Consider the following 18915-nt stretch of genomic DNA (forward strand, 5'->3'; position numbering starts at 1 on the left):
CCTGCGACAAGGGCGAACTGCGCTTTGCGCTGGAACAGATGCGCGCAGGGCGATAGGTTTGCGTCATGAGATATGCGCTTTTGGCTTTTTGTGTTCTGGTGGCGGGATGTGACACCGTTCGGTCGACCACCGATCGTGTGTTTGGTGGCGACAAGCCCGCTGAAGAGGCAGAACCAGCCGTTGTGGAAGAGGTGGTCGAGCCGCAAGCCGTTGCCGTTGCCGCCACTGGTTGGCTCGGTCCAAAAACCACGATTGCCGGTCTGGGAGATCCCACAACACCTGGTCGATGGCTGGAAACGTCTTTGGTGGAGACTGAATTCACCGGGCGAGTGGTTGTGCCGCGGACAGGCGCGCAGGCCTATATCACGCTTATTCCGGCATCCGGGCCAGCGGGGGGCGGCAGCCGTCTATCGCTGGATGCCATGCGGGCACTGCTGTTGCCATTCGATGAATTGGTTGAGCTGGAAGTTTATTCCAACTGACCGCTCAGATACTTGCCGGCCTCTTTTCGCGCAAAAGGCTTCATCGCGTCGCCGTGTATGTTCAAAAAGGCGACGACCCGGTCCGGGTCGTGCTTGGACAACTCGCGCAGCCACCACGCAACAGATTTTTGAATGAACCAGTCGCGGTCAGGCACATAACTTGCCACCCAGCCCAGAATGCGGTCTCGGCGTTGCAGGTCTTCCGGTTTGGGGTGGTTCTGTTTGGTCCAGGGCAGGGTCGCCACCAGCGCCGCGCGCCTGGTCCACATGTGGTCCGATTTTGTCCAGCTTTCCACCTGATCCAGCCGCGAAGGGTCGGCTGACAGGCGCTTTTGCATCGCCATGCAGGCGTGGTCTGCTACAGCCCAGGCATCAAAATCGGGCAACCAGCTTTGCAGTAGGTTCCAAACGGCATCATCTGGTCGGATGCGCGCTTGCGTCAGCAGTTTGGCTGCGGCAAGACGTCCTTCGTGAATATTGGTTTGCCACAGCGCATCTGCCAGTTCCACACGCTCTGCCACGTCCAACCCTTGTCGCCAGGTTTTGGTCAGATCATTCAGGATCGGGTTCGCCACGCCCAGATGGGTGCGGTCGGCCTTGTGGTAGGCCGCCATTTGTTCCGCGCGCTCGGGATCGGAATGGGCTTTGATCTGGTCCAGATAGGCTTCAATCATCAATAAACTCAGGGTCGGGTGCGCGTGGGTTTGCCATCAATGGTCTGATGGTTCTTTTCAACCCAGTAGGATTGGATCTGCTCGTCGGACTTGCCATCGACCCATTTCTGCATCGTGTCGCGTTCGGACTGATATTCCATGAACGGCACGGCATAGCCGCACGAAGTCTGGACCACGTCGATATCCAGATCATAGATCTGACGCGCGCTGCGGTGATCAGGGAAAAGGTTAGCCAATTCATCCCAGCCATCGTCCCCCACATGCAGCGTGCGCGCGGTGCCATAGGTTCTCAGGATCATGGGGCGGGTCGTGAACGAACACCACATCAGCGTCATGCGGTTCGCTTCAAGCAGATGACCGGCGGTTTCGTTGCCGCTGCCGGTCAGGTTCATCCAGGCAATCCGGTTCGGGCCAAGAACGCGTAGCGAATCCATGCCCTTGGGCGAGATGTTGACCCGTCCGTCGGGTGCCGCAGTGCCGACGAAGAACATGTGCTGTTCTTCGATGAATTTACGCTGCCCGTCGTCCAGTTCCGGAAATTGCTTGGCCATGTCTCACTCCACTGTAACCGATTTTGCCAGGTTGCGCGGCTGGTCTACATCCGTGCCTTTGGCCACCGCCGTGTGATAGGCCAGCAGTTGCGCCGGGACCGAGTAGAGGATCGGCGCCAGGCTAGGGTGGACATGTGGCATCCGGATGATGCTCCAGACGCCATCTTCAGCCTCGGCAATCCCGTCATCGTCCGAGACTAGAATAACCTTACCCTTGCGCGCCATCACCTCTTGCATGTTCGACACCGTTTTGTCGAACACGGCGTCGCGCGGGGCCATAACCACCACAGGCATGTTCTTGTCGATCAGGGCGATTGGTCCGTGCTTCAGCTCACCCGAAGCATAACCTTCGGCGTGGATATAGCTGATTTCCTTGAGCTTCAGCGCCCCCTCCATCGCCAGCGGATACATCAGGCCGCGACCCAGGAACAGAACGTCGCGGGCTTCGGACAGGCGCTGTGCGGACGTCTTGATGGCCGGATTCTGATCCAGCGCTGCATTCATCACCGTTGGCAGGCCGCGTAGCGCAGCATAGTGGTCGGCCAGCTCGTCGTCGTTCAGCGTACCACGATCCGCAGCCGCCTTGAGCGCCATCATCAGCAGAACGCTCAGTTGACACGTGAACGCCTTGGTCGAAGCCACGCCGATCTCAACGCCTGCATGGATGGGCAGGGCGATATCGCTTTCGCGGGCGATCGAACTTTCGGGGACGTTGACGACCGAGACGATCTTGTCCGCCTTGCCTTCGCAATAGCGCAGTGCCGCCAGAGTGTCGGCAGTTTCACCCGACTGACTAACGAACAGCGCCATCGTGCGCCCCGTGATCGGAGGTTCGCGATAGCGGAACTCGCTGGCGATATCGACCTCGACGGGCATTTGGGCCAATTGCTCGAACCAGTACTTCGCCGTCAGGCAGGCGTAAAATGCGGTACCGCAGGCCACCATGGTCAAACGATCCAGTTTGGTGAAATCCAGATCGGCGCCAGGCAGAACTACCTCATCACCACCACTTGGCAGGTATGACCGGATCGCGTCGGCAATCACGATGGGTTGTTCGGCAATTTCCTTGGCCATGAAGTGTTTATGGCCGTTCTTTTCGGTCTGTGTGTGGTCCAGTTTGATCTGGCGAGTCTCGCGATTAGCCAATTCACCGGCTTCGTTGCGGATTTCCAGAGAGGTTCGGGTCAGAACAGCCCGGTCGCCTTCCTCAAGATAGGTGATGCGATCCGTAAGCGGGGCCAGCGCAATGGCGTCTGAGCCCACGTACATCTCACCATCTCCGTGACCGATAGCCAAAGGTGATCCCTTGCGCGCGGCGACGATAAGATCGTCCTGACCGTCGAACAGAAAGGCCAGCGCAAACGCACCAACAAGCTGATCGATGGTCTTGAAGGCGGCCTCAACCGGCGACAGGCCTGTCTTCAGGTAATACTCCGTCATCAGGGCGACGGTTTCGGTGTCCGTCTCGGTCGCGAAACCGATGCCATGTTCGGCCAGTTCTGCCCGCAACTCACGATAGTTTTCGACGATACCATTATGAACAACCGCCACAGGGCCGGCCTGATGCGGGTGCGCGTTGGTCACCGACGGTACGCCATGGGTAGCCCAACGGGTATGACCAATACCGGATTTGCCGGGCAGCGGGTCGTGCACCAGCAGATCGCTCAGGTTGACCAACTTGCCGACCGCCCGACGACGTCCAAGCGTGCCACCATTGACCGTGGCAATCCCGGCGCTGTCATAGCCACGATATTCAAGACGTTTTAGCGCCTCGACCAAAGTTGGCGCGGCCTCATGCTCACCCAGTACACCTACAATTCCACACATAACTCAGGCTCCCTTGTTGCGGCGAGCCTTCTTCGCCTTCAACATCTCAAACAATTTGCGCGCATAGCCGGGCTTGTTGTCCTGCTTGGCACGTGCCACGGCCAGCGCGTCGGGTTCTACATCCCGCGTGACGACTGTACCTGTTGCGGTCATCGCGCCGTCACCAACAGAAACGGGGGCAACTAGCATAGTGTTGGAGCCGATAAAGACGTTCTCTCCGATGGTCGTCTGGTGCTTCATCACGCCGTCATAGTTACAGGTGATCGTACCTGCGCCGATATTGGTCGACGCTCCAACCGAGGCGTCGCCGATATAGCTGAGGTGGTTGACCTTAGCGCCTTCAGCGATCTGGGCATTCTTTGTCTCAACGAAATTGCCGATACGGGTGTTTTCGGCCAGTTCTGTACCTGGGCGCAGGCGCGCGTAGGGGCCGACGATGGCACCGCGGCTAACATGGCAGCCTTCCAGATGTGAGAATGCACGGATCGTCGCGCCGCTTTCGACGGTAACGCCGGGGCCGAAGACGACGTTGGGTTCGATCACCGTGTCTCGACCTACGATCGTGTCAGCGGACAGATAAACCGTTTCGGGGGCCATCAGCGTCACGCCCAAAGCCAACAACTCATTGCGCGCACGGGTCTGAAACTCGGCATCGGCCGCAGCCAGATCAGCACGAGAGTCCACGCCCAGCGTTTCAGCCTCATCGCATTTGATGGCAGTTGCCGACAGACCGCGCGCATTTGCCAGTGCCACGATTTCGGTCAGGTAGTATTCACCCGAGGCGTTATCGTTGCCGACCGCGTCAATCAATTCGAACAGTACTTTTGCGTTGCAGGCCAGTAATCCACTGTTGGTAAAGCGTATGGCGCGCTGTTCTTCGGTTGCGTCTTTGTACTCGACGATTTCGACCAGTTTTTCGCCATCCATGATTAATCGGCCATAGCGGGGCTGAACTTCGGCAATATCAAAGCCCAGCATGACCAGATCAAAGGATGCGCGCGCCTCAATCATACGCTCCAGTGTTCTGGGGTCGATAAAGGGCGTGTCGCCGTAAAGGATGATCACATCGCCATCGAAATCGGCCAGTGCATCCCGCGCCTGCGCAACTGCATGCGCTGTTCCAAGCTGTTCTTTCTGAACGACAATCTGCGCGGCTTCATCCTCGGAAGTGGCGGTCCTAGCAACCTCCTCAGAGCCGTGACCAGTGACAATAACGGTTCGTTCGGGTGACAGCACCGCACCGGCGCGCATCGCGTGCACCAACATCGGCGTTTGGGCAATCGGGTGCAAAACTTTCGGGGTATCCGAATTCATCCTGGTGCCTTTTCCGGCGGCAAGGATAACAAGGGCGATGGTCATAAAAACGATTTCTCTTTGTGTTTTGTTGCGGCCCGTTTTATCCGCTGAGTTCAAAGTCGCAAGCGGTTCGGGCATCAAACAAGATTGCCGTTTGCAACACTTATGGCGAAGTCTCGCCGAATTAGGGGGCAAAATGCGTACGGTTATCTTCGATCTGGACGGGACCTTGGCCGATACATCGGGCGATTTGCTGGCCGCCGCCAACCACTGTTTTCGGCATATGGGGCATGGGGATGTGTTGGTTCACGGCGAAGATGCGGGCGTTGCGCTGCGCGGTGGCCGAATGATGCTGACCCATGGATTGAAACGGGTGGGCGCTTATGACGATGCAACGGTTCAAGACTACTACCCGATGCTGCTTGAAGCGTATTCCGACGATATCGACACGCATACCCATTTCTACCCTGGCGCGCTGGACGCAGTGGAATTGTTGAAGTCCGCAGGTTACGGGGTTGGCATCTGTACCAATAAGCCTGAAGCCTTGGCCCATCAGTTGCTCACGCAGATGGGAGTGCGTGACCTGTTTGCCTCTTTAGTTGGTGCAGACACGCTGTCGGTGCGCAAGCCTGATCCGGAACCGCTGCGTGAAGCTGCACGCCGGGCGGGTGGTCATCCTGATTTATGTGTTCTGATTGGCGATTCCGACACTGACCGAAACACGGCCCGCGCCGCGGGTGTGCCGTCGGTATTGGTTACCTTCGGCCCGTCCGGCGATGATATGGCCGCGCTGGAACCCGAAGCTCTGCTGCACCATTTCCATGATTTACCAGAATTGGTTGCAGAGTTGATTGGCGCGGCCGCGTAATCCCTTGACCCGAACCTTTTGCAGGACCAGAACACTCTTATGACCGAGATATTCACTGGCAGTTTCACCCAGCAGGAACCCATCCCCGAAGAGGCCGTTGAGGCCGCGCTGGCGGTACTGCGCCACGGGCGTCTGCATCGTTATAACGTCGTACCTGGCGAATTGGGCGAAACCGCCCTGCTGGAACAGGAATTTGCCGCCCAGACAGGTGCCAAATACTGTCTGGCCGTGTCCTCGGGCGGCTATGCGATGGCAACGGCACTGCGGGCCGTGGGGGTCAACCCGGGGGACCCGGTGCTGACGAACACGTTCACTCTGGCACCTGTGCCCGGATCTATTGCTTCGGTCAGTGCGCGCCCCGTTTTTGTGGGTGTGACCGAAGACCTTACGATTGATCTGGACGATCTCGAAACCAAGCTGGATCAGGCTCGCGTTTTGATGCTGAGCCATATGCGTGGCCATCTGTGTGACATGGATCGGCTGATGCAGATGTGCGATGCCGCAGGTGTCACGGTGATCGAGGATTGCGCCCACACAATGGGCGCTGCATGGCATGGGCAGGTTTCGGGCCGACAAGGCGCGATTGGCTGCTATTCCTGCCAGACCTACAAACACGTCAATTCGGGCGAGGGCGGCTTGCTTATCACCGATGATGAGGAACTGGCGGCAAAGGCAACGATGCTGTCGGGGTCCTACATGCTGTACGAACGCCACCTTGCGGCACCGGGGCCAGAGGTGTTTGAGCGGATCAAGTATCATACCCCCAATGTCTCGGGGCGAATGGATAATCTGCGGGCCGCAATCCTGCGCCCGCAATTGCGCGATCTGGATCGGCAGATCGAACGCTGGAACGAACGCTATTTCGAAATCGAAAAAGGCCTGCGCGAGACGCCAGGTCTGAGCGTTGTCGACCGGCCAGAGGCCGAGACATTTGTCGGTTCCTCGATCCAGTTCCTGTTGCTCGATTGGTCGGCGGAGCGGGTAAACGAGGTTATCCAGCGCTGCGCGGCCCGGGGGGTCGAGCTTAAGTGGTTCGGCGGGGCCGAGCCGAACGGCTTTACATCGCGCTATGACAGCTGGCGATATGCCGACAGCGCGCCGATGCCAAAAAGTGATCGAATCCTCGCCGGGATCGTCGACATGCGCGTTCCCTTGACCTTTTCGCTTGATGATTGCGCGCTGATCGCACGGATCATTCGGGCAGAGGTGAGCGCAGTGTATCAGTCGTAATCCAATCGAGTGCGCGTGACGCGCACGCTTTATTTGTATGAAACCGCCGCCCCGATCAGGGCGGCGGTTTGTTTTTTGGGATGCCGTCGTTGACCCAATTCAGATTCGCTGCTATTTATTGAACAACTGTTCATTAATGCGAAAGAGGAGATCGCTTATGTTCACGGCGGCCATGCAATTTGATCTGGGCGAGGACGTGAATGCCCTGCGTGAAATGGTACACCGGTGGGCGCAGGAGCGGGTCAAGCCGATGGCGGGTGACATCGATGCCTCGAACGCATTTCCAAACGAGCTTTGGAAAGAGATGGGCGATCTGGGTTTGCTCGGCATCACTGTGTCCGAGGAATACGGTGGGGCAGGGATGTCCTATCTGGCCCACACCGTTGCGGTGGAAGAGGTTGCGCGGGCATCGGCCTCGGTCTCTCTGTCTTATGGCGCGCATTCGAACCTGTGCGTCAATCAGATTAAGCTGAACGGTAATGACGAGCAAAAGGCGAAATACCTGCCGCGCCTGATCTCAGGTGAGCATGTTGGTGCGTTGGCCATGTCCGAGGCTTCCGCCGGATCCGATGTAGTGTCGATGAAGTTGCGTGCTGAAAAACGCAATGATCACTACCGGCTGAACGGCAACAAATACTGGATCACCAACGGGCCGGACGCGGATACGCTGGTCGTATATGCCAAGACCAACCCGGAGGCCGGATCGAAGGGCATCACCGCGTTTCTGATTGAGAAGGAGATGAAGGGCTTCTCGACCTCGCCCCATTTCGACAAGTTGGGGATGCGCGGTTCGAACACGGCCGAGCTGATCTTTGAAGATGTCGAGGTGCCGTTCGAAAACGTTTTGGGCGAAGAAGGTAAGGGCGTTGCGGTTCTGATGTCCGGGCTGGATTACGAACGTGTGGTTCTGGCCGGAATTGGAGCCGGCATCATGGCGGCCTGTCTGGATGAGATCATGCCCTATCTGGCAGAGCGAAAGCAGTTCGGCAAACCGATCGGCAGCTTTCAACTGATGCAGGGCAAGATCGCCGATATGTACACCGCTATGAATTCCGCACGGGCCTATGTCTATGAGGTCGCCAAGGCTTGTGACCGGGGGGATGTAACCCGTCAGGATGCGGCTGCGTGCTGTCTTTATGCTTCAGAACAGGGCATGTCGCAGGCGCATCAAGCTGTTCAGGCGATGGGTGGGGCAGGGTTCCTGTCTGACTCGGCGGTCAGCCGGATTTTCCGCGATGCCAAGCTGATGGAGATTGGCGCGGGCACTAGCGAAATCCGCCGGATGCTGATCGGGCGGGAACTGATGAACGAGATGCGCTGAGAGAAGAAAACGCTTCGCAGACGAGGGAACTGCGAAGCGTTTTCCTTGGAAGGATCAGAACTTATGAACGTAGGATACGCCGACAAGGAAGGGATCGATATCGGCTTTGCCGATCTTGGTTCCGTTCAGCTTGACGTCCGTGTCAATGTCGAACCAGCGTACGTTCAGACGGACAGCGCCATTGTCCGAGACCATGTAGTCCAGACCGGCCTGCAGCGAGACACCGAAAGAGTCATCGACCTTCAGATCACCCAGTGCGGACTGCTCGTCGAAGAAGATGGTGTAGTTCAGACCGGCACCGACATAGGGCTTCCATGCGCTGTTGGTCGGGAAGTGATAGTTCAGCGACAGGGTGGGCGGCAGGTGCTTGACGGTGCCAGCCTCGGTGCTTCCGCCCAAGGTTACGGTGTGCTTGAACGGTGTCGCGGCCAGCAGTTCGATGCCAAGATTGTCACGGATGAAATACTCGGCAGTGAAGATCGGGCGGGTGTCCGAGTCGATCTCGGCCTTTTGTCCGGCCAGCGTGCCATTGTCGGACTTGGGGTTGAGGTAACCGACACCGACACCGACGGTCCAATCACCCTGCGATTGAGCAAAGGCGGGGGCGGCAAGCGCCACCAGCGCGGTGGAAAGTGTCAAAGCGGCGAGTTTGTTGGTCATGGTCTTGCCTTTGGTTCAGTTGATGAGATTGAATTGACAGCCGCGCGGTCCGCGCACTCTGATCTGCATCAAATTTGTGTGACGGGGTCATCGGAGGTTTCTCCGGTAAGGCCCTTGAAAATAAGGGAATTGCAGCGTGCCAGAAGCTAATCGCATACCGGGTTTGCGTTCAGCGGGGGGCTGGGACGTGCCATCTCGTCTGAATATGGCGCGTCAGTGTCTTGATCACGCACCGGATCAGGTCGCCGTGATCGACTTGACAGGAAGCGACGAGCGGCGCGTCACCTACGGGCAGCTTGCTGAAATGACAGACGGCATCGCGCGCGCACTGTCGAAGAAAGTGCAGCCGGGGGATCGCGTGGGCGTGTTGCTCAGCCAGTCACCGTGGTGTGCGGCGGTGCATCTGGCGATCTGGAAGATCGGTGCCATCTCGGTGCCGTTGTTCAAACTGTTCAAGCAGGATGCTTTGCGATCCCGAGTGGGTGATGCCGGGGCGCAGGTTGTGCTGACCGACCCGGACGGCGCGACGCTGTTAGGCGACTTGGCAGAACCGCTCATGGCGGACCAAATTGGTGAAGACGGGGGCGTAGTTCCTTTTGCCGACACCGGGCCAGAGGATCCGGCGGTGTTGATCTATACATCCGGCACCACGGGCAGTCCGAAAGGTGCGTTGCATGGCCACCGGGTGCTGACCGGCCACCTGCCGGGGGTTTCGATCAGCCATAACAACCTGCGCGAAGGCGACTGCCTCTGGACACCGGCCGATTGGGCCTGGATCGGCGGGTTGTTCGATGTGCTGATGCCCGGTCTTGCGCTGGGCGTTCCAGTGGTTGCCGCGCGGCTGGACAAGTTCACCCCCGAAGCCTGCGCCGATGTGATCGCGCGCGGTGGTGTGCGGAACGTATTCTTTCCCCCAACGGCACTTCGAATGCTCAAGGCCTCTGATCAGGCGATTTCCGAGCTACGCTCAGTCGCGTCTGGGGGTGAGCCGCTGGGGGCCGAGATGTTAGCATGGGGGCAGAAGGCCTTCGGTCTAACGATCAACGAATTCTACGGCCAGACCGAATGCAACATGGTTGTCTCTTCCTGCTCAGATGACTTCCCGGTGCGGCCCGGCTGCATAGGCAAACCGGTCCCGGGGCACGAAATTGCGGTGATCGACGAGGACGGCAACCCGACGGCTGATGAGGGTGACGTGGCCATCCGGCGAGGCTCGGCCTCAATGCTGTTGGAATATTGGAACCGCCCCGAGGCAACGGCTGAGAAATTTCGCGGCGATTGGCTGATTACCGGCGACCGCGGTGTGTGGGAGGGTGAGTACCTGCGTTTCGTCGGGCGCGACGATGATGTCATCACCTCGTCCGGTTATCGTATCGGCCCGGCAGAGATCGAGGATTGCCTGCTGACCCACCCGGCGGTGGCAACGGTGGGCGTGGTCGGCAAGCCCGACAAGCTGCGGACAGAAATCGTCAAGGCATATGTGGTTTTGAAACCGGCGGCTGACGCCTCGGAATCCGAGTTGCAGGAGTGGGTTAAAACCCGCCTTGCGCATTATTCTTACCCCCGTGAAGTGGCTTTTGTGCAAGAGTTGCCTTTGACCGTGACCGGAAAAGTAATCCGAAAGGAATTGAAGCGTCGCGCGTCTGAGGAGGGAAATCATGGCGGATAAGTCCAGTATCAGAACGGGGATTGAATTCAGCGCGACGGCAATTGCGGTCATTGGCGCTGCTTGGGCCGGTAAGGCTTACTTCGAGACGTGGATGCGGGACACAATCGATAAAGCCGTCGAAGACAAAATTGCAGTCATAGAGCAACTGCAACTGGCAGACCTTCTAGTTTATTATGATTATCCCGACGAGGCTATCTCTGAATTGCGCAAAGTAGCCGGTCGAGTGGCGAGCCTTGATGACGAAGACAAACGAAAAATTGCATTTTACGACAACTATTTAGATGCGATCTCTGCCTCTTACAGCACCTTGAAATATGAACCCGAAATTCGCATGCTGAGAAGTGTCTTCAGCACCGAGATGCAAACCGACGGATGGCATGATGAAAATCTGGCCTATGTCTCGATGTTCCTGCCGGAAGCGCAAGCGGATGAGAATTTTTACAATCGCGAAGTCGTCGGGCGTTTCAAACTTGCCGTGAGCCAGTACGAGGCGGACGGCGACTATGACGCAATGGGAGGCGCCTATCACAACCTATCCCTGGCCTATTTGTGCCGCGGGGATAACGAAGAGGCCATCGAGGCGATGGAGATGGCGGCCGAGATGCTGCCATTTGACTACTATTTTATGGTCCCGATGTCGGATCTGGAAGATTTTCTGGAAGAGCCAGAGATCAAAAAACTTGACGCAGTTTGTTCCAGCAACGTGGCGCAAGGTTACGCGCGTCTGATGCAGAGCTTTGCAGTCAGCGAAAACCCCGTTCGAGATTTTCTAAGAGAGTACACAAGATGAAGCTCCGATCCTCTGCTTTGCCCTCGTCCAAAGGCTTCCGGGAAAACCGCGCGGCTCATCTGGACGCGTTGGCGCAAATTGCCGACGCCGCCGAGGCCGCCCGCATGGGCGGCGGCGAAAAATCCCGCGCACGGCATGAATCGCGGGGCAAGATGCTGCCGCGTCGTAGGGTGGCGAACCTGTTGGACCCGGGGTCGCCGTTCCTTGAGATCGGCGCGACGGCGGCGCATGCGATGTATGGCGACGCCGCTCCCTGTGCCGGGGTAATTGCAGGGATTGGCCGGGTGCAGGGGCAAGAGGTCATGGTGGTGTGCAACGATGCCACCGTGAAGGGTGGCACCTATTATCCGTTGTCAGTCAAAAAGCACCTGCGCGCGCAAGAGATTGCCGAGGAAAACCAACTGCCCTGCATCTATCTGGTCGACAGCGGCGGCGCAAACCTGCCCAATCAGGATGAGGTGTTTCCCGATCGCGATCACTTTGGCCGCATCTTCTATAATCAGGCGCGGATGAGCGCGAAGGGCATCCCGCAAATCGCTGTGGTGATGGGGTCGTGTACGGCTGGCGGGGCCTACGTGCCCGCGATGTCAGATGTAACGATCATCGTCAGGGAACAGGGCACCATCTTTCTCGCCGGACCACCTTTGGTCAAGGCCGCGACGGGTGAGGTGGTCAGCGCCGAAGACTTGGGTGGCGGAGATGTCCATACGCGCCTGTCCGGGGTGGCGGATTATTTGGCCGAGGATGACGCCCACGCGCTAGCTTTGGCGCGGCGGGCCGTCGGATCGCTGAACCGGCGCAAGCCACAGACGGTGGATTGGGCCAACCCCGAGGATCCGGCCTATGACCCCGAAGAGATTCTGGGCGTCGTCCCCGCCGATCTGCGCACGCCCTATGACATTCGCGAGGTGATTGCGCGGTTGGTCGATGGCTCGCGCTTTGACGAATTCAAGCCGCGCTTTGGTGAGACGCTGGTGACAGGGTTCGCTCATGTCAAAGGCTGCCCGGTTGGGATCATCGCCAATAACGGCGTGCTGTTTTCGGAAGCTGCGCAAAAGGGCGCGCATTTTGTGGAACTGTGTTCACAGCGCAAAATTCCATTGGTGTTTCTGCAAAATATCACTGGCTTCATGGTTGGGCGGAAATACGAAAACGAAGGCATCGCGCGGCATGGGGCCAAGATGGTGACTGCGGTCGCGACGACCAATGTGCCAAAAATCACCATGCTGGTGGGTGGCTCATTCGGAGCGGGGAATTACGGCATGTCAGGACGGGCCTACCAACCGCGGTTCCTGTGGACATGGCCAAACTCGCGCATTTCCGTGATGGGTGGAGAGCAGGCGGCGGGTGTTCTGGCCACCGTAAAACGCGATGGGATTGAACGCCAGGGCGGAACTTGGTCGGCGGAAGAAGAGGCCGAGTTCAAGCGCCCCACGCTGGAGATGTTCGAAGAACAATCCCATCCGCTCTATGCCTCAGCGCGGCTGTGGGACGACGGAATTATCGACCCGCGCAAAAGCCGGGACGTGCTGTCCTTGTCGTTGAACGCGGCACTGAATGCGCCGATTGAGGAGACACGCTTTGGCGTGTTCCGGATGTAAGATGAGCACCGACCTGGAAAAAATAAAAGCGCGTTATCCCGATGCACAGACGTTCAAATTCGGCGACAGTGCAATCATGAGTGCCGAGCTTTTAGCGCTGGTTCGGGCAGGGCAAAAAACGGCAACCTGCGGCGCTCTGCGCGATTATCCCGAAGGCAGCCTTGATACCCCGGTTGTTGGGCGGCGCGATATTGCCCTTGAATGGGATGATCGTCCCGCGTTGGTGATTGAGACGGTCGAGGTTTCGATCTGCCGCTATTGTGACATGACCGAAGACTTCGCCTTAGCCGAAGGTGAAAACGAAACGTTAGACGGGTGGCGTGAGGATCATCGGCGTTACTTTGAGCGTAACGGCGGGTTTGATCCCGAGATGGAATTGCTTTGCGAACGGTTCCGCCTGATCGAAGACCTGGTGGATAAGGGCTAAACTATGTTCAAAAAAATCCTGATTGCCAACCGGGGCGAGATTGCTTGTCGGGTGATGGAAACCGCTCAGAGAATGGGCGTAACTTGCGTGGCTGTGTATTCTGATGCCGATGCGTCGGCCAGGCATGTGCAGATGGCGGACGAGGCTGTTCATATCGGTGGCGCGGCGCCGGCTGAGAGCTATCTCAAGGGCGACGTGATCATTCAAGCCGCCCTCGATACCGGGGCGCAGGCGATCCATCCGGGTTATGGATTTCTCTCGGAAAACCCCGATTTCGTGGATGCGGTCGAGGCGGTTGGCCTGACCTTTATTGGCCCTTCGGCGGATGCGATCCGCAAGATGGGTCTCAAAGACGCGGCCAAGGTATTGATGGAGCAGGCTGGCGTGCCGGTTGTTCCGGGGTATCACGGCGACAATCAGGACCCCGAGCATCTGGCGGGTGCGGCCGACACGATTGGCTATCCGGTCCTGATCAAGGCCGTCGCGGGTGGCGGTGGCAAAGGTATGCGGCTGGTCGAGCGGCCCGCAGATTTTACCGAGGCATTGGACAGCGCCCGGGGTGAGGCCCGCACCGCATTTGGCAATGATGCTGTTCTGGTCGAGAAATTCGTCTCCAAGCCCCGCCATATCGAGGTTCAGGTGTTTGGCGACGGTACCCATGCGGTGCATCTGTTTGAACGCGACTGCTCGCTGCAACGGCGGCACCAGAAAGTGATTGAAGAAGCGCCGGCCCCGGGCATGACCGTTGAGATGCGCGACGCGATGGGTCAGGCGGGCGTGCGTGCCGCCGAGGCCATCGGCTACAAAGGCGCGGGGACGGTTGAATTCATCGTGGATGCCTCGGACGGGCTGCGCCCGGATCGGTTCTGGTTCATGGAGATGAACACACGTTTGCAGGTTGAACACCCGGTGACCGAGGCGATCACCGGCGTGGACCTTGTCGAATGGCAGTTGCGTGTTGCAGCGGGCGAGAGCCTGCCGAAGCAGCAGAGTGACCTGTCGATCTCAGGCCATTCCTTCGAAGCGCGGCTTTATGCCGAGGACGTGCCAAAGGGCTTTCTGCCGGCGACCGGTACACTGACCCATCTGCGCTTCCCGGCGGCATGCCGCGCAGATAGCGGCGTGCGTGCGGGTGATACGATCAGCCCCTGGTATGATCCGATGATCGCGAAGGTGATCGTGCACGGCCCCACACGCGCTGTCGCATTGGAACAATTGCATCGCGCCCTGAAAGGCACTGAGGTTGCGGGGACAGTCACGAACCTTGGCTTTCTGGGGGCACTGACGCGGCATCCGGGCTTTGCCGTCGGTGATATTGATACTGGCCTGATTGGTCGCGATCTGGATGTGCTGGCCCGTGCAGAGCCGATCCCGGCGTCTTCGATCGTCGCGGCGGCGATGACGGCTTTGGATCTGGTGGATACAGATGAGGAAACAGGGTTTTCGCTATGGGCCCCGCTGCATCGCGCGGTCCAGTTGCGGGCAGGTGATGATATTGATCTGGACGTTCAGGTAGAAGATCAGAACCGTCAGGTCTGGCAGGTCGGAGAACACACGATCCTTGCCCAGCGCGGTCCGGGCGGTTGGATGATCGACGGAGCCCCTATGCCGCGCGTGTCTGTTTCGGGTTCGCAGGTCACAGTTTTTGAAAACTATGGTCAAGTCCTGGAAATTGTTGATCCATTGGACCGCGATACCGGTGCCGCTGGCGACACCAATGTGATTGAGGCCCCGATGCCGGGTCTGGTCAAAGCTGTCTTTGCGCAAGTGGGTCAAGCCGTGCAGGAAGGCGACCGGCTGGCAATCCTTGAGGCCATGAAAATGGAACATTCCCTGCTGGCCGCCCGTGACGGCATCGTTGCCGAAGTGCTGGCTGATGCCGGGGCGCAGGTCGAGGCTGGGGCCGCGTTGGTCCGGCTGGAGGAGGAATGAACTGTCCCCTTCTCGAACAACGTGGCACAGTCGGATCGAATGCGGCAATCAGAGAAGGACACAGCAATGGGTGAACGGGTCGAAATCTTCGAAGTAGGTCCGCGCGACGGTCTGCAAAACGAAAAGCGCGAAATTGCCGTGGCGGAAAAAGTGGCGCTGGTCGATTGCCTGAGCAAGGCCGGTTTTAACCGCATCGAAGTGGCCAGTTTTGTCTCGCCCAAATGGGTGCCGCAAATGGCGGGCAGCGCGGACGTGTTGGCCGGGATCAAACGGGCCGACGGCGTCCGGTATGGAGCGCTGACACCGAACATGCAGGGATACGAAGACGCTTTGGCCGCAAAGGCGGATGAGATCGCGGTATTCGCTTCGGCTTCGGAAGGGTTTTCAAAAGCCAATATCAACGCGACTATTGAAGAATCCATCGACCGCTTTGCCCCGATTCTTGAAGCTGCGCGCCACATCGACCTGCCAGTACGTGGGTATGTGTCCTGCGTGACTGATTGCCCCTATGACGGACCAACACCGCCCGAGAAAGTGGCTGAAGTTGCAGACCGGCTGTTCTCGTTGGGATGTTACGAAGTATCGCTGGGGGATACGATCGGGCAGGGCACGCCCGACACTATCGCCCATATGTTGCTGGCCGTGCGCGAACGCGTTCCGATGACGCGGCTGGCGGGGCATTTCCACGACACCAACGGGCGGGCCATCGACAATATCGACGCTGCGCTGGCGCTGGGCGTTCGGGTTTTCGACAGCGCCGTTGGCGGTTTGGGCGGGTGTCCTTACGCGCCGGGCGCTGCCGGAAACGTCGCCACCGAAGCTGTTGTGGCTCATTTGGAGCGGCTTGGATATCAGACCGGCCTCGACCTTGCGGTCATTGAAGAGGCCGCGCAGATGGCACGCGCCATGCGATCCCAGTAAGGAGCAGACATGTTTGAAACGATTGCGGTGACCACGGACGCGCGCGGTGTGGCCACTCTGACCCTGAACCGTGCCGACAAGCACAACGCCATGTCGGCCCAGATGATCACCGATCTTACGCAAGCCGCGCACCAGCTTGGAACCGACGACGCCGTGCGTGTTGTTGTACTGACCGGTGCGGGCAAAAGCTTTTGTGCTGGCGGTGATCTTGGGTGGATGCAATCTCAGATGGCGGCAGAATCCGAGACCCGGTTTGTCGAGGCGCGTAAGCTGGCCGAAATGTTGCAGGCGCTGAACACGTTGCCTAAACCGCTAATCGGCGCGATCCACGGCAATGCCTTTGGCGGCGGTGTGGGATTGGCGTCGGTTTGTGACGTAGCGATCGGAGTGGAAACGGTCAAAATGGGGCTGACAGAGACCAAGCTGGGGCTGATCCCGGCCACGATTGGCCCCTATGTCATCGCCCGCATGGGCGAAGCCCGCGCGCGGCGCGTGTTCATGTCGGCCCGGGTCTTCGAAGCCGCAGAAGCTGTAGAGCTGGGCCTGCTGGCCAGAATTGTGCCCGCTGCCGACCTGAATGATGCGGTTGAGTCCGAAGTCCTGCCCTATCTTACCTGTGCACCCGGCGCGGTGGCATCGGCCAAGCAATTGGTTCGCCAGCTGGGGCCGCGCATTGACGATGCCGTGATCGACCACACGATCCGCGAGCTGGTTGACAGGTGGGAAACCGAAGAGGCCAAGGAGGGAATCGGCGCATTCTTTGAAAAAAGAAAACCTGCATGGATTAGTAAGGTTTAGGCGCCACTTGTGATGTGGCCGCGATTGTGTGGGTGACCTTCTGGGACAGAGCTTCGATAAGTCGAATATTAACCCCCTGTGCGTTTGTGTTCGGTTGACCCTCTGACCCCGCAGGGATAGAGAATGTCCAGTCAACACGCCAATTGACGGCGCTCCCTTTCAGGGTATGCGCAGGAAAGGAGCTGTACGTGGAAGACCTATTGCGGGAGTATCTCCCGATTCTGGTGTTTCTGGCCGTAGCTGTGGGCCTTGGAATCGTTTTGATTCTGGCGGCAGTCGTTCTGGCGGTCCGCAATCCCGACCCCGAGAAAGTCAGCGCATATGAATGTGGTTTCAACGCGTTCGATGATGCGCGGATGAAGTTTGACGTCCGGTTCTATCTGGTCGCGATTCTCTTCATCATATTCGACCTGGAAATCGCGTTTCTGTTCCCCTGGGCTGTCGGCTTCAAGGACATCAGCGACGTTGGCTTCTGGTCCATGATCGTGTTCCTGGGCGTTCTGACCATCGGCTTTGCCTATGAATGGAAGAAGGGGGCCCTGGAATGGGAGTGATGACGGGTGCAAACACCGCCGGCGTCGACAAAGAAGTCGCCACCCAGGCCCTGAATGCCGAGCTGCAGGACAAAGGGTTTTTGCTGACCTCGACCGAGGACATCATCAACTGGGCTCGCACCGGCTCGCTGCACTGGATGACTTTCGGTCTGGCTTGCTGCGCGGTTGAGATGATGCACACCTCGATGCCGCGTTACGATGCGGAACGTTTTGGCATCGCACCCCGTGCTTCCCCCCGTCAGTCGGACGTGATGATCGTGGCTGGCACCCTGACCAACAAGATGGCCCCCGCTCTGCGCAAGGTTTATGACCAGATGCCCGAGCCACGCTATGTGATCTCAATGGGCTCCTGCGCCAATGGCGGCGGCTACTACCACTACTCATATTCCGTTGTGCGTGGTTGCGACCGTATTGTTCCAGTGGACATCTACGTCCCCGGCTGCCCCCCGACCGCTGAGGCGCTGCTGTACGGTCTGATGCAGTTGCAACGCAAAATCCGCCGTACCGGCACCATCGTGCGCTGAGGAGAGAGTTGATGAGCGAAGCACTCAAAGAACTCGGCACCCAGCTGGAGTTGAAGCGAACTGATTGCGTTCTGTCCTGGGACGTAACCCATGGTGAGTTGAACGTAGATGTGGCGCTGTCGAACGTTGTGGAATTCATTGAATTCCTGAAGTCCGACCGCGGCTGCCAGTTCTCCACGCTCGTCGATATCACCGGCGTCGACTATCCCGAACGGGCCAAGCGTTTTGACGTGGTTTATCACTTCCTGTCGATGTATCAGAACCAGCGCATCCGCCTGCGGGTCTCGATCCGCGAAGAGGACATGGTGCCTTCGATCGTGGATGTGCATCCCTCGGCCAATTGGTTTGAGCGCGAAGTGTTCGACATGTTCGGCATCTTGTTCTCAGGCCACCCGGATCTGCGGCGCATCCTGACCGACTATGGATTCCGTGGCTATCCGCTGCGCAAGGATTTCCCAACCACAGGATACACCGAAGTTCGATATGACGAGGCCCAAAAGCGCGTTGTGTATGAGCCTGTGTCGCTAGTCCAGGAATACCGTCAGTTCGATTTCATGTCCCCGTGGGAAGGCGCGAATTACATACTGCCGGGTGATGAAAAGCAGGAGGCCGAATAATGGGTGGCATTTGGTGGCTGATCCTGTCTGCGCTGACCATCATCCCGATGGTGAAGATATTGCCGTTTTTCGGGATCAATAAATTCTGGTGCCTTCTTTGTCTGGTTCCATTCGGCACGATCGCGTTGCTGTGGTGGGTCGGGCTGAAACTACAAGAGTTGGAGCGCCGATAA

20 protein-coding genes are annotated in these 18915 nt (G+C 58.4%); 15 read left to right on the forward strand and 5 right to left on the reverse strand.

The annotated features are described in order from the left end of the window. Window positions 1–65 precede the first annotated feature (65 nt). Complete coding sequence (locus AC2FID_RS07155; RefSeq protein WP_282168799.1) at window positions 66–482, forward strand: hypothetical protein; 417 nt, start codon at window positions 66–68, stop codon at window positions 480–482. On the opposite strand, the gene AC2FID_RS07160 is transcribed toward AC2FID_RS07155, so the two are convergent. From AC2FID_RS07160 to glmU, 4 genes are read right to left on the reverse strand one after another with little or no spacing between them, the layout of a single operon-like run. Next, entirely contained in the window at window positions 470–1156 is a 687-nt protein-coding gene (locus AC2FID_RS07160) for a DNA alkylation repair protein (protein WP_496836085.1), read from the reverse strand. The two genes, AC2FID_RS07155 and AC2FID_RS07160, sit on opposite strands and share 13 nt — an antisense overlap. Before the next feature lie 8 nt (window positions 1157–1164). Next, window positions 1165–1707, reverse strand: a complete 543-nt coding sequence (locus AC2FID_RS07165) for a pyridoxamine 5'-phosphate oxidase family protein (protein WP_282119166.1) — start codon at window positions 1705–1707, stop codon at window positions 1165–1167. Window positions 1708–1710: 3 nt separating this feature from the next. Beyond that, the gene (gene glmS / locus AC2FID_RS07170; RefSeq protein ID WP_282119167.1) at window positions 1711–3534 is read right to left on the reverse strand and encodes a glutamine--fructose-6-phosphate transaminase (isomerizing); all 1824 of its coding nucleotides are present in this window, start codon (window positions 3532–3534) and stop codon (window positions 1711–1713) included. A gap of 3 nt (window positions 3535–3537) precedes the next feature. Continuing rightward, window positions 3538–4893, reverse strand: a complete 1356-nt coding sequence (gene glmU / locus AC2FID_RS07175; RefSeq protein WP_496754936.1) for a bifunctional UDP-N-acetylglucosamine diphosphorylase/glucosamine-1-phosphate N-acetyltransferase GlmU — start codon at window positions 4891–4893, stop codon at window positions 3538–3540. A 133-nt stretch (window positions 4894–5026) separates the two neighbouring features. On the opposite strand from glmU, the gene AC2FID_RS07180 reads away from it, so the two are divergent. The 3 genes from AC2FID_RS07180 (at window position 5027) to AC2FID_RS07190 (ending at window position 8249) form a co-directional block, all read left to right on the forward strand. Continuing rightward, window positions 5027–5698: an HAD-IA family hydrolase gene (locus AC2FID_RS07180; protein ID WP_496754934.1), complete on the forward strand. Its 672-nt coding sequence runs from the start codon at window positions 5027–5029 to the stop codon at window positions 5696–5698. 39 nt (window positions 5699–5737) lie between these two features. Next, window positions 5738–6928, forward strand: a complete 1191-nt coding sequence (locus AC2FID_RS07185; RefSeq protein WP_496695841.1) for a DegT/DnrJ/EryC1/StrS family aminotransferase — start codon at window positions 5738–5740, stop codon at window positions 6926–6928. Between the two features lie 157 nt (window positions 6929–7085). Further along, a complete protein-coding gene (locus AC2FID_RS07190) occupies window positions 7086–8249 on the forward strand; it encodes an isovaleryl-CoA dehydrogenase (protein WP_496836088.1) in 1164 nt (387 codons plus the stop codon). Between the two features lie 54 nt (window positions 8250–8303). Here the strand turns inward: AC2FID_RS07190 and AC2FID_RS07195 are convergent, their stop codons facing one another. Next, window positions 8304–8909 carry an OmpW/AlkL family protein gene (locus AC2FID_RS07195; RefSeq protein WP_109310444.1) on the reverse strand — a complete coding sequence of 202 codons (606 nt, stop codon included), beginning with the start codon at window positions 8907–8909 and terminating at the stop codon, window positions 8304–8306. A gap of 205 nt (window positions 8910–9114) precedes the next feature. Here AC2FID_RS07195 and AC2FID_RS07200 point away from each other — a divergent pair, with 205 nt between their 5' ends. From AC2FID_RS07200 to AC2FID_RS07250, 11 genes are all read left to right on the forward strand, one after another. Beyond that, entirely contained in the window at window positions 9115–10578 is a 1464-nt protein-coding gene (locus AC2FID_RS07200; protein WP_496836133.1) for an AMP-binding protein, read from the forward strand. Next, the gene (locus AC2FID_RS07205) at window positions 10568–11368 is read left to right on the forward strand and encodes a hypothetical protein (protein WP_108861589.1); all 801 of its coding nucleotides are present in this window, start codon (window positions 10568–10570) and stop codon (window positions 11366–11368) included. Before AC2FID_RS07200 ends, AC2FID_RS07205 begins: the two co-directional genes overlap by 11 nt. Then, window positions 11365–12969, forward strand: coding sequence for a carboxyl transferase domain-containing protein (locus AC2FID_RS07210; protein WP_496760795.1), 1605 nt, complete (start codon window positions 11365–11367; stop codon window positions 12967–12969). The genes AC2FID_RS07205 and AC2FID_RS07210 overlap by 4 nt, the downstream gene beginning before the upstream one ends. Before the next feature lies 1 nt (window position 12970). Then, window positions 12971–13396 carry an ASCH domain-containing protein gene (locus AC2FID_RS07215; protein WP_108861587.1) on the forward strand — a complete coding sequence of 142 codons (426 nt, stop codon included), beginning with the start codon at window positions 12971–12973 and terminating at the stop codon, window positions 13394–13396. Window positions 13397–13399: 3 nt separating this feature from the next. Further along, window positions 13400–15328 carry an acetyl/propionyl/methylcrotonyl-CoA carboxylase subunit alpha gene (locus AC2FID_RS07220; protein WP_496836090.1) on the forward strand — a complete coding sequence of 643 codons (1929 nt, stop codon included), beginning with the start codon at window positions 13400–13402 and terminating at the stop codon, window positions 15326–15328. A 66-nt stretch (window positions 15329–15394) separates the two neighbouring features. Further along, window positions 15395–16249, forward strand: coding sequence for a hydroxymethylglutaryl-CoA lyase (locus tag AC2FID_RS07225; protein WP_496768031.1), 855 nt, complete (start codon window positions 15395–15397; stop codon window positions 16247–16249). A 9-nt stretch (window positions 16250–16258) separates the two neighbouring features. Next, window positions 16259–17047 (forward strand): crotonase/enoyl-CoA hydratase family protein, encoded by a 789-nt coding sequence (locus AC2FID_RS07230; protein WP_282119178.1) that lies wholly within the window; start codon window positions 16259–16261, stop codon window positions 17045–17047. A gap of 188 nt (window positions 17048–17235) precedes the next feature. Beyond that, entirely contained in the window at window positions 17236–17601 is a 366-nt protein-coding gene (locus AC2FID_RS07235; protein ID WP_058274389.1) for an NADH-quinone oxidoreductase subunit A, read from the forward strand. After that, window positions 17592–18125, forward strand: a complete 534-nt coding sequence (locus AC2FID_RS07240; RefSeq protein WP_037307875.1) for a NuoB/complex I 20 kDa subunit family protein — start codon at window positions 17592–17594, stop codon at window positions 18123–18125. The genes AC2FID_RS07235 and AC2FID_RS07240 overlap by 10 nt, the downstream gene beginning before the upstream one ends. A gap of 11 nt (window positions 18126–18136) precedes the next feature. Further along, a complete protein-coding gene (locus tag AC2FID_RS07245; RefSeq protein ID WP_058274390.1) occupies window positions 18137–18742 on the forward strand; it encodes an NADH-quinone oxidoreductase subunit C in 606 nt (201 codons plus the stop codon). Then, the gene (locus tag AC2FID_RS07250; RefSeq protein WP_058274391.1) at window positions 18742–18915 is read left to right on the forward strand and encodes a hypothetical protein; all 174 of its coding nucleotides are present in this window, start codon (window positions 18742–18744) and stop codon (window positions 18913–18915) included. Before AC2FID_RS07245 ends, AC2FID_RS07250 begins: the two co-directional genes overlap by 1 nt.

Source organism: Ruegeria sp. CDSC068 (genome assembly GCF_059610545.1).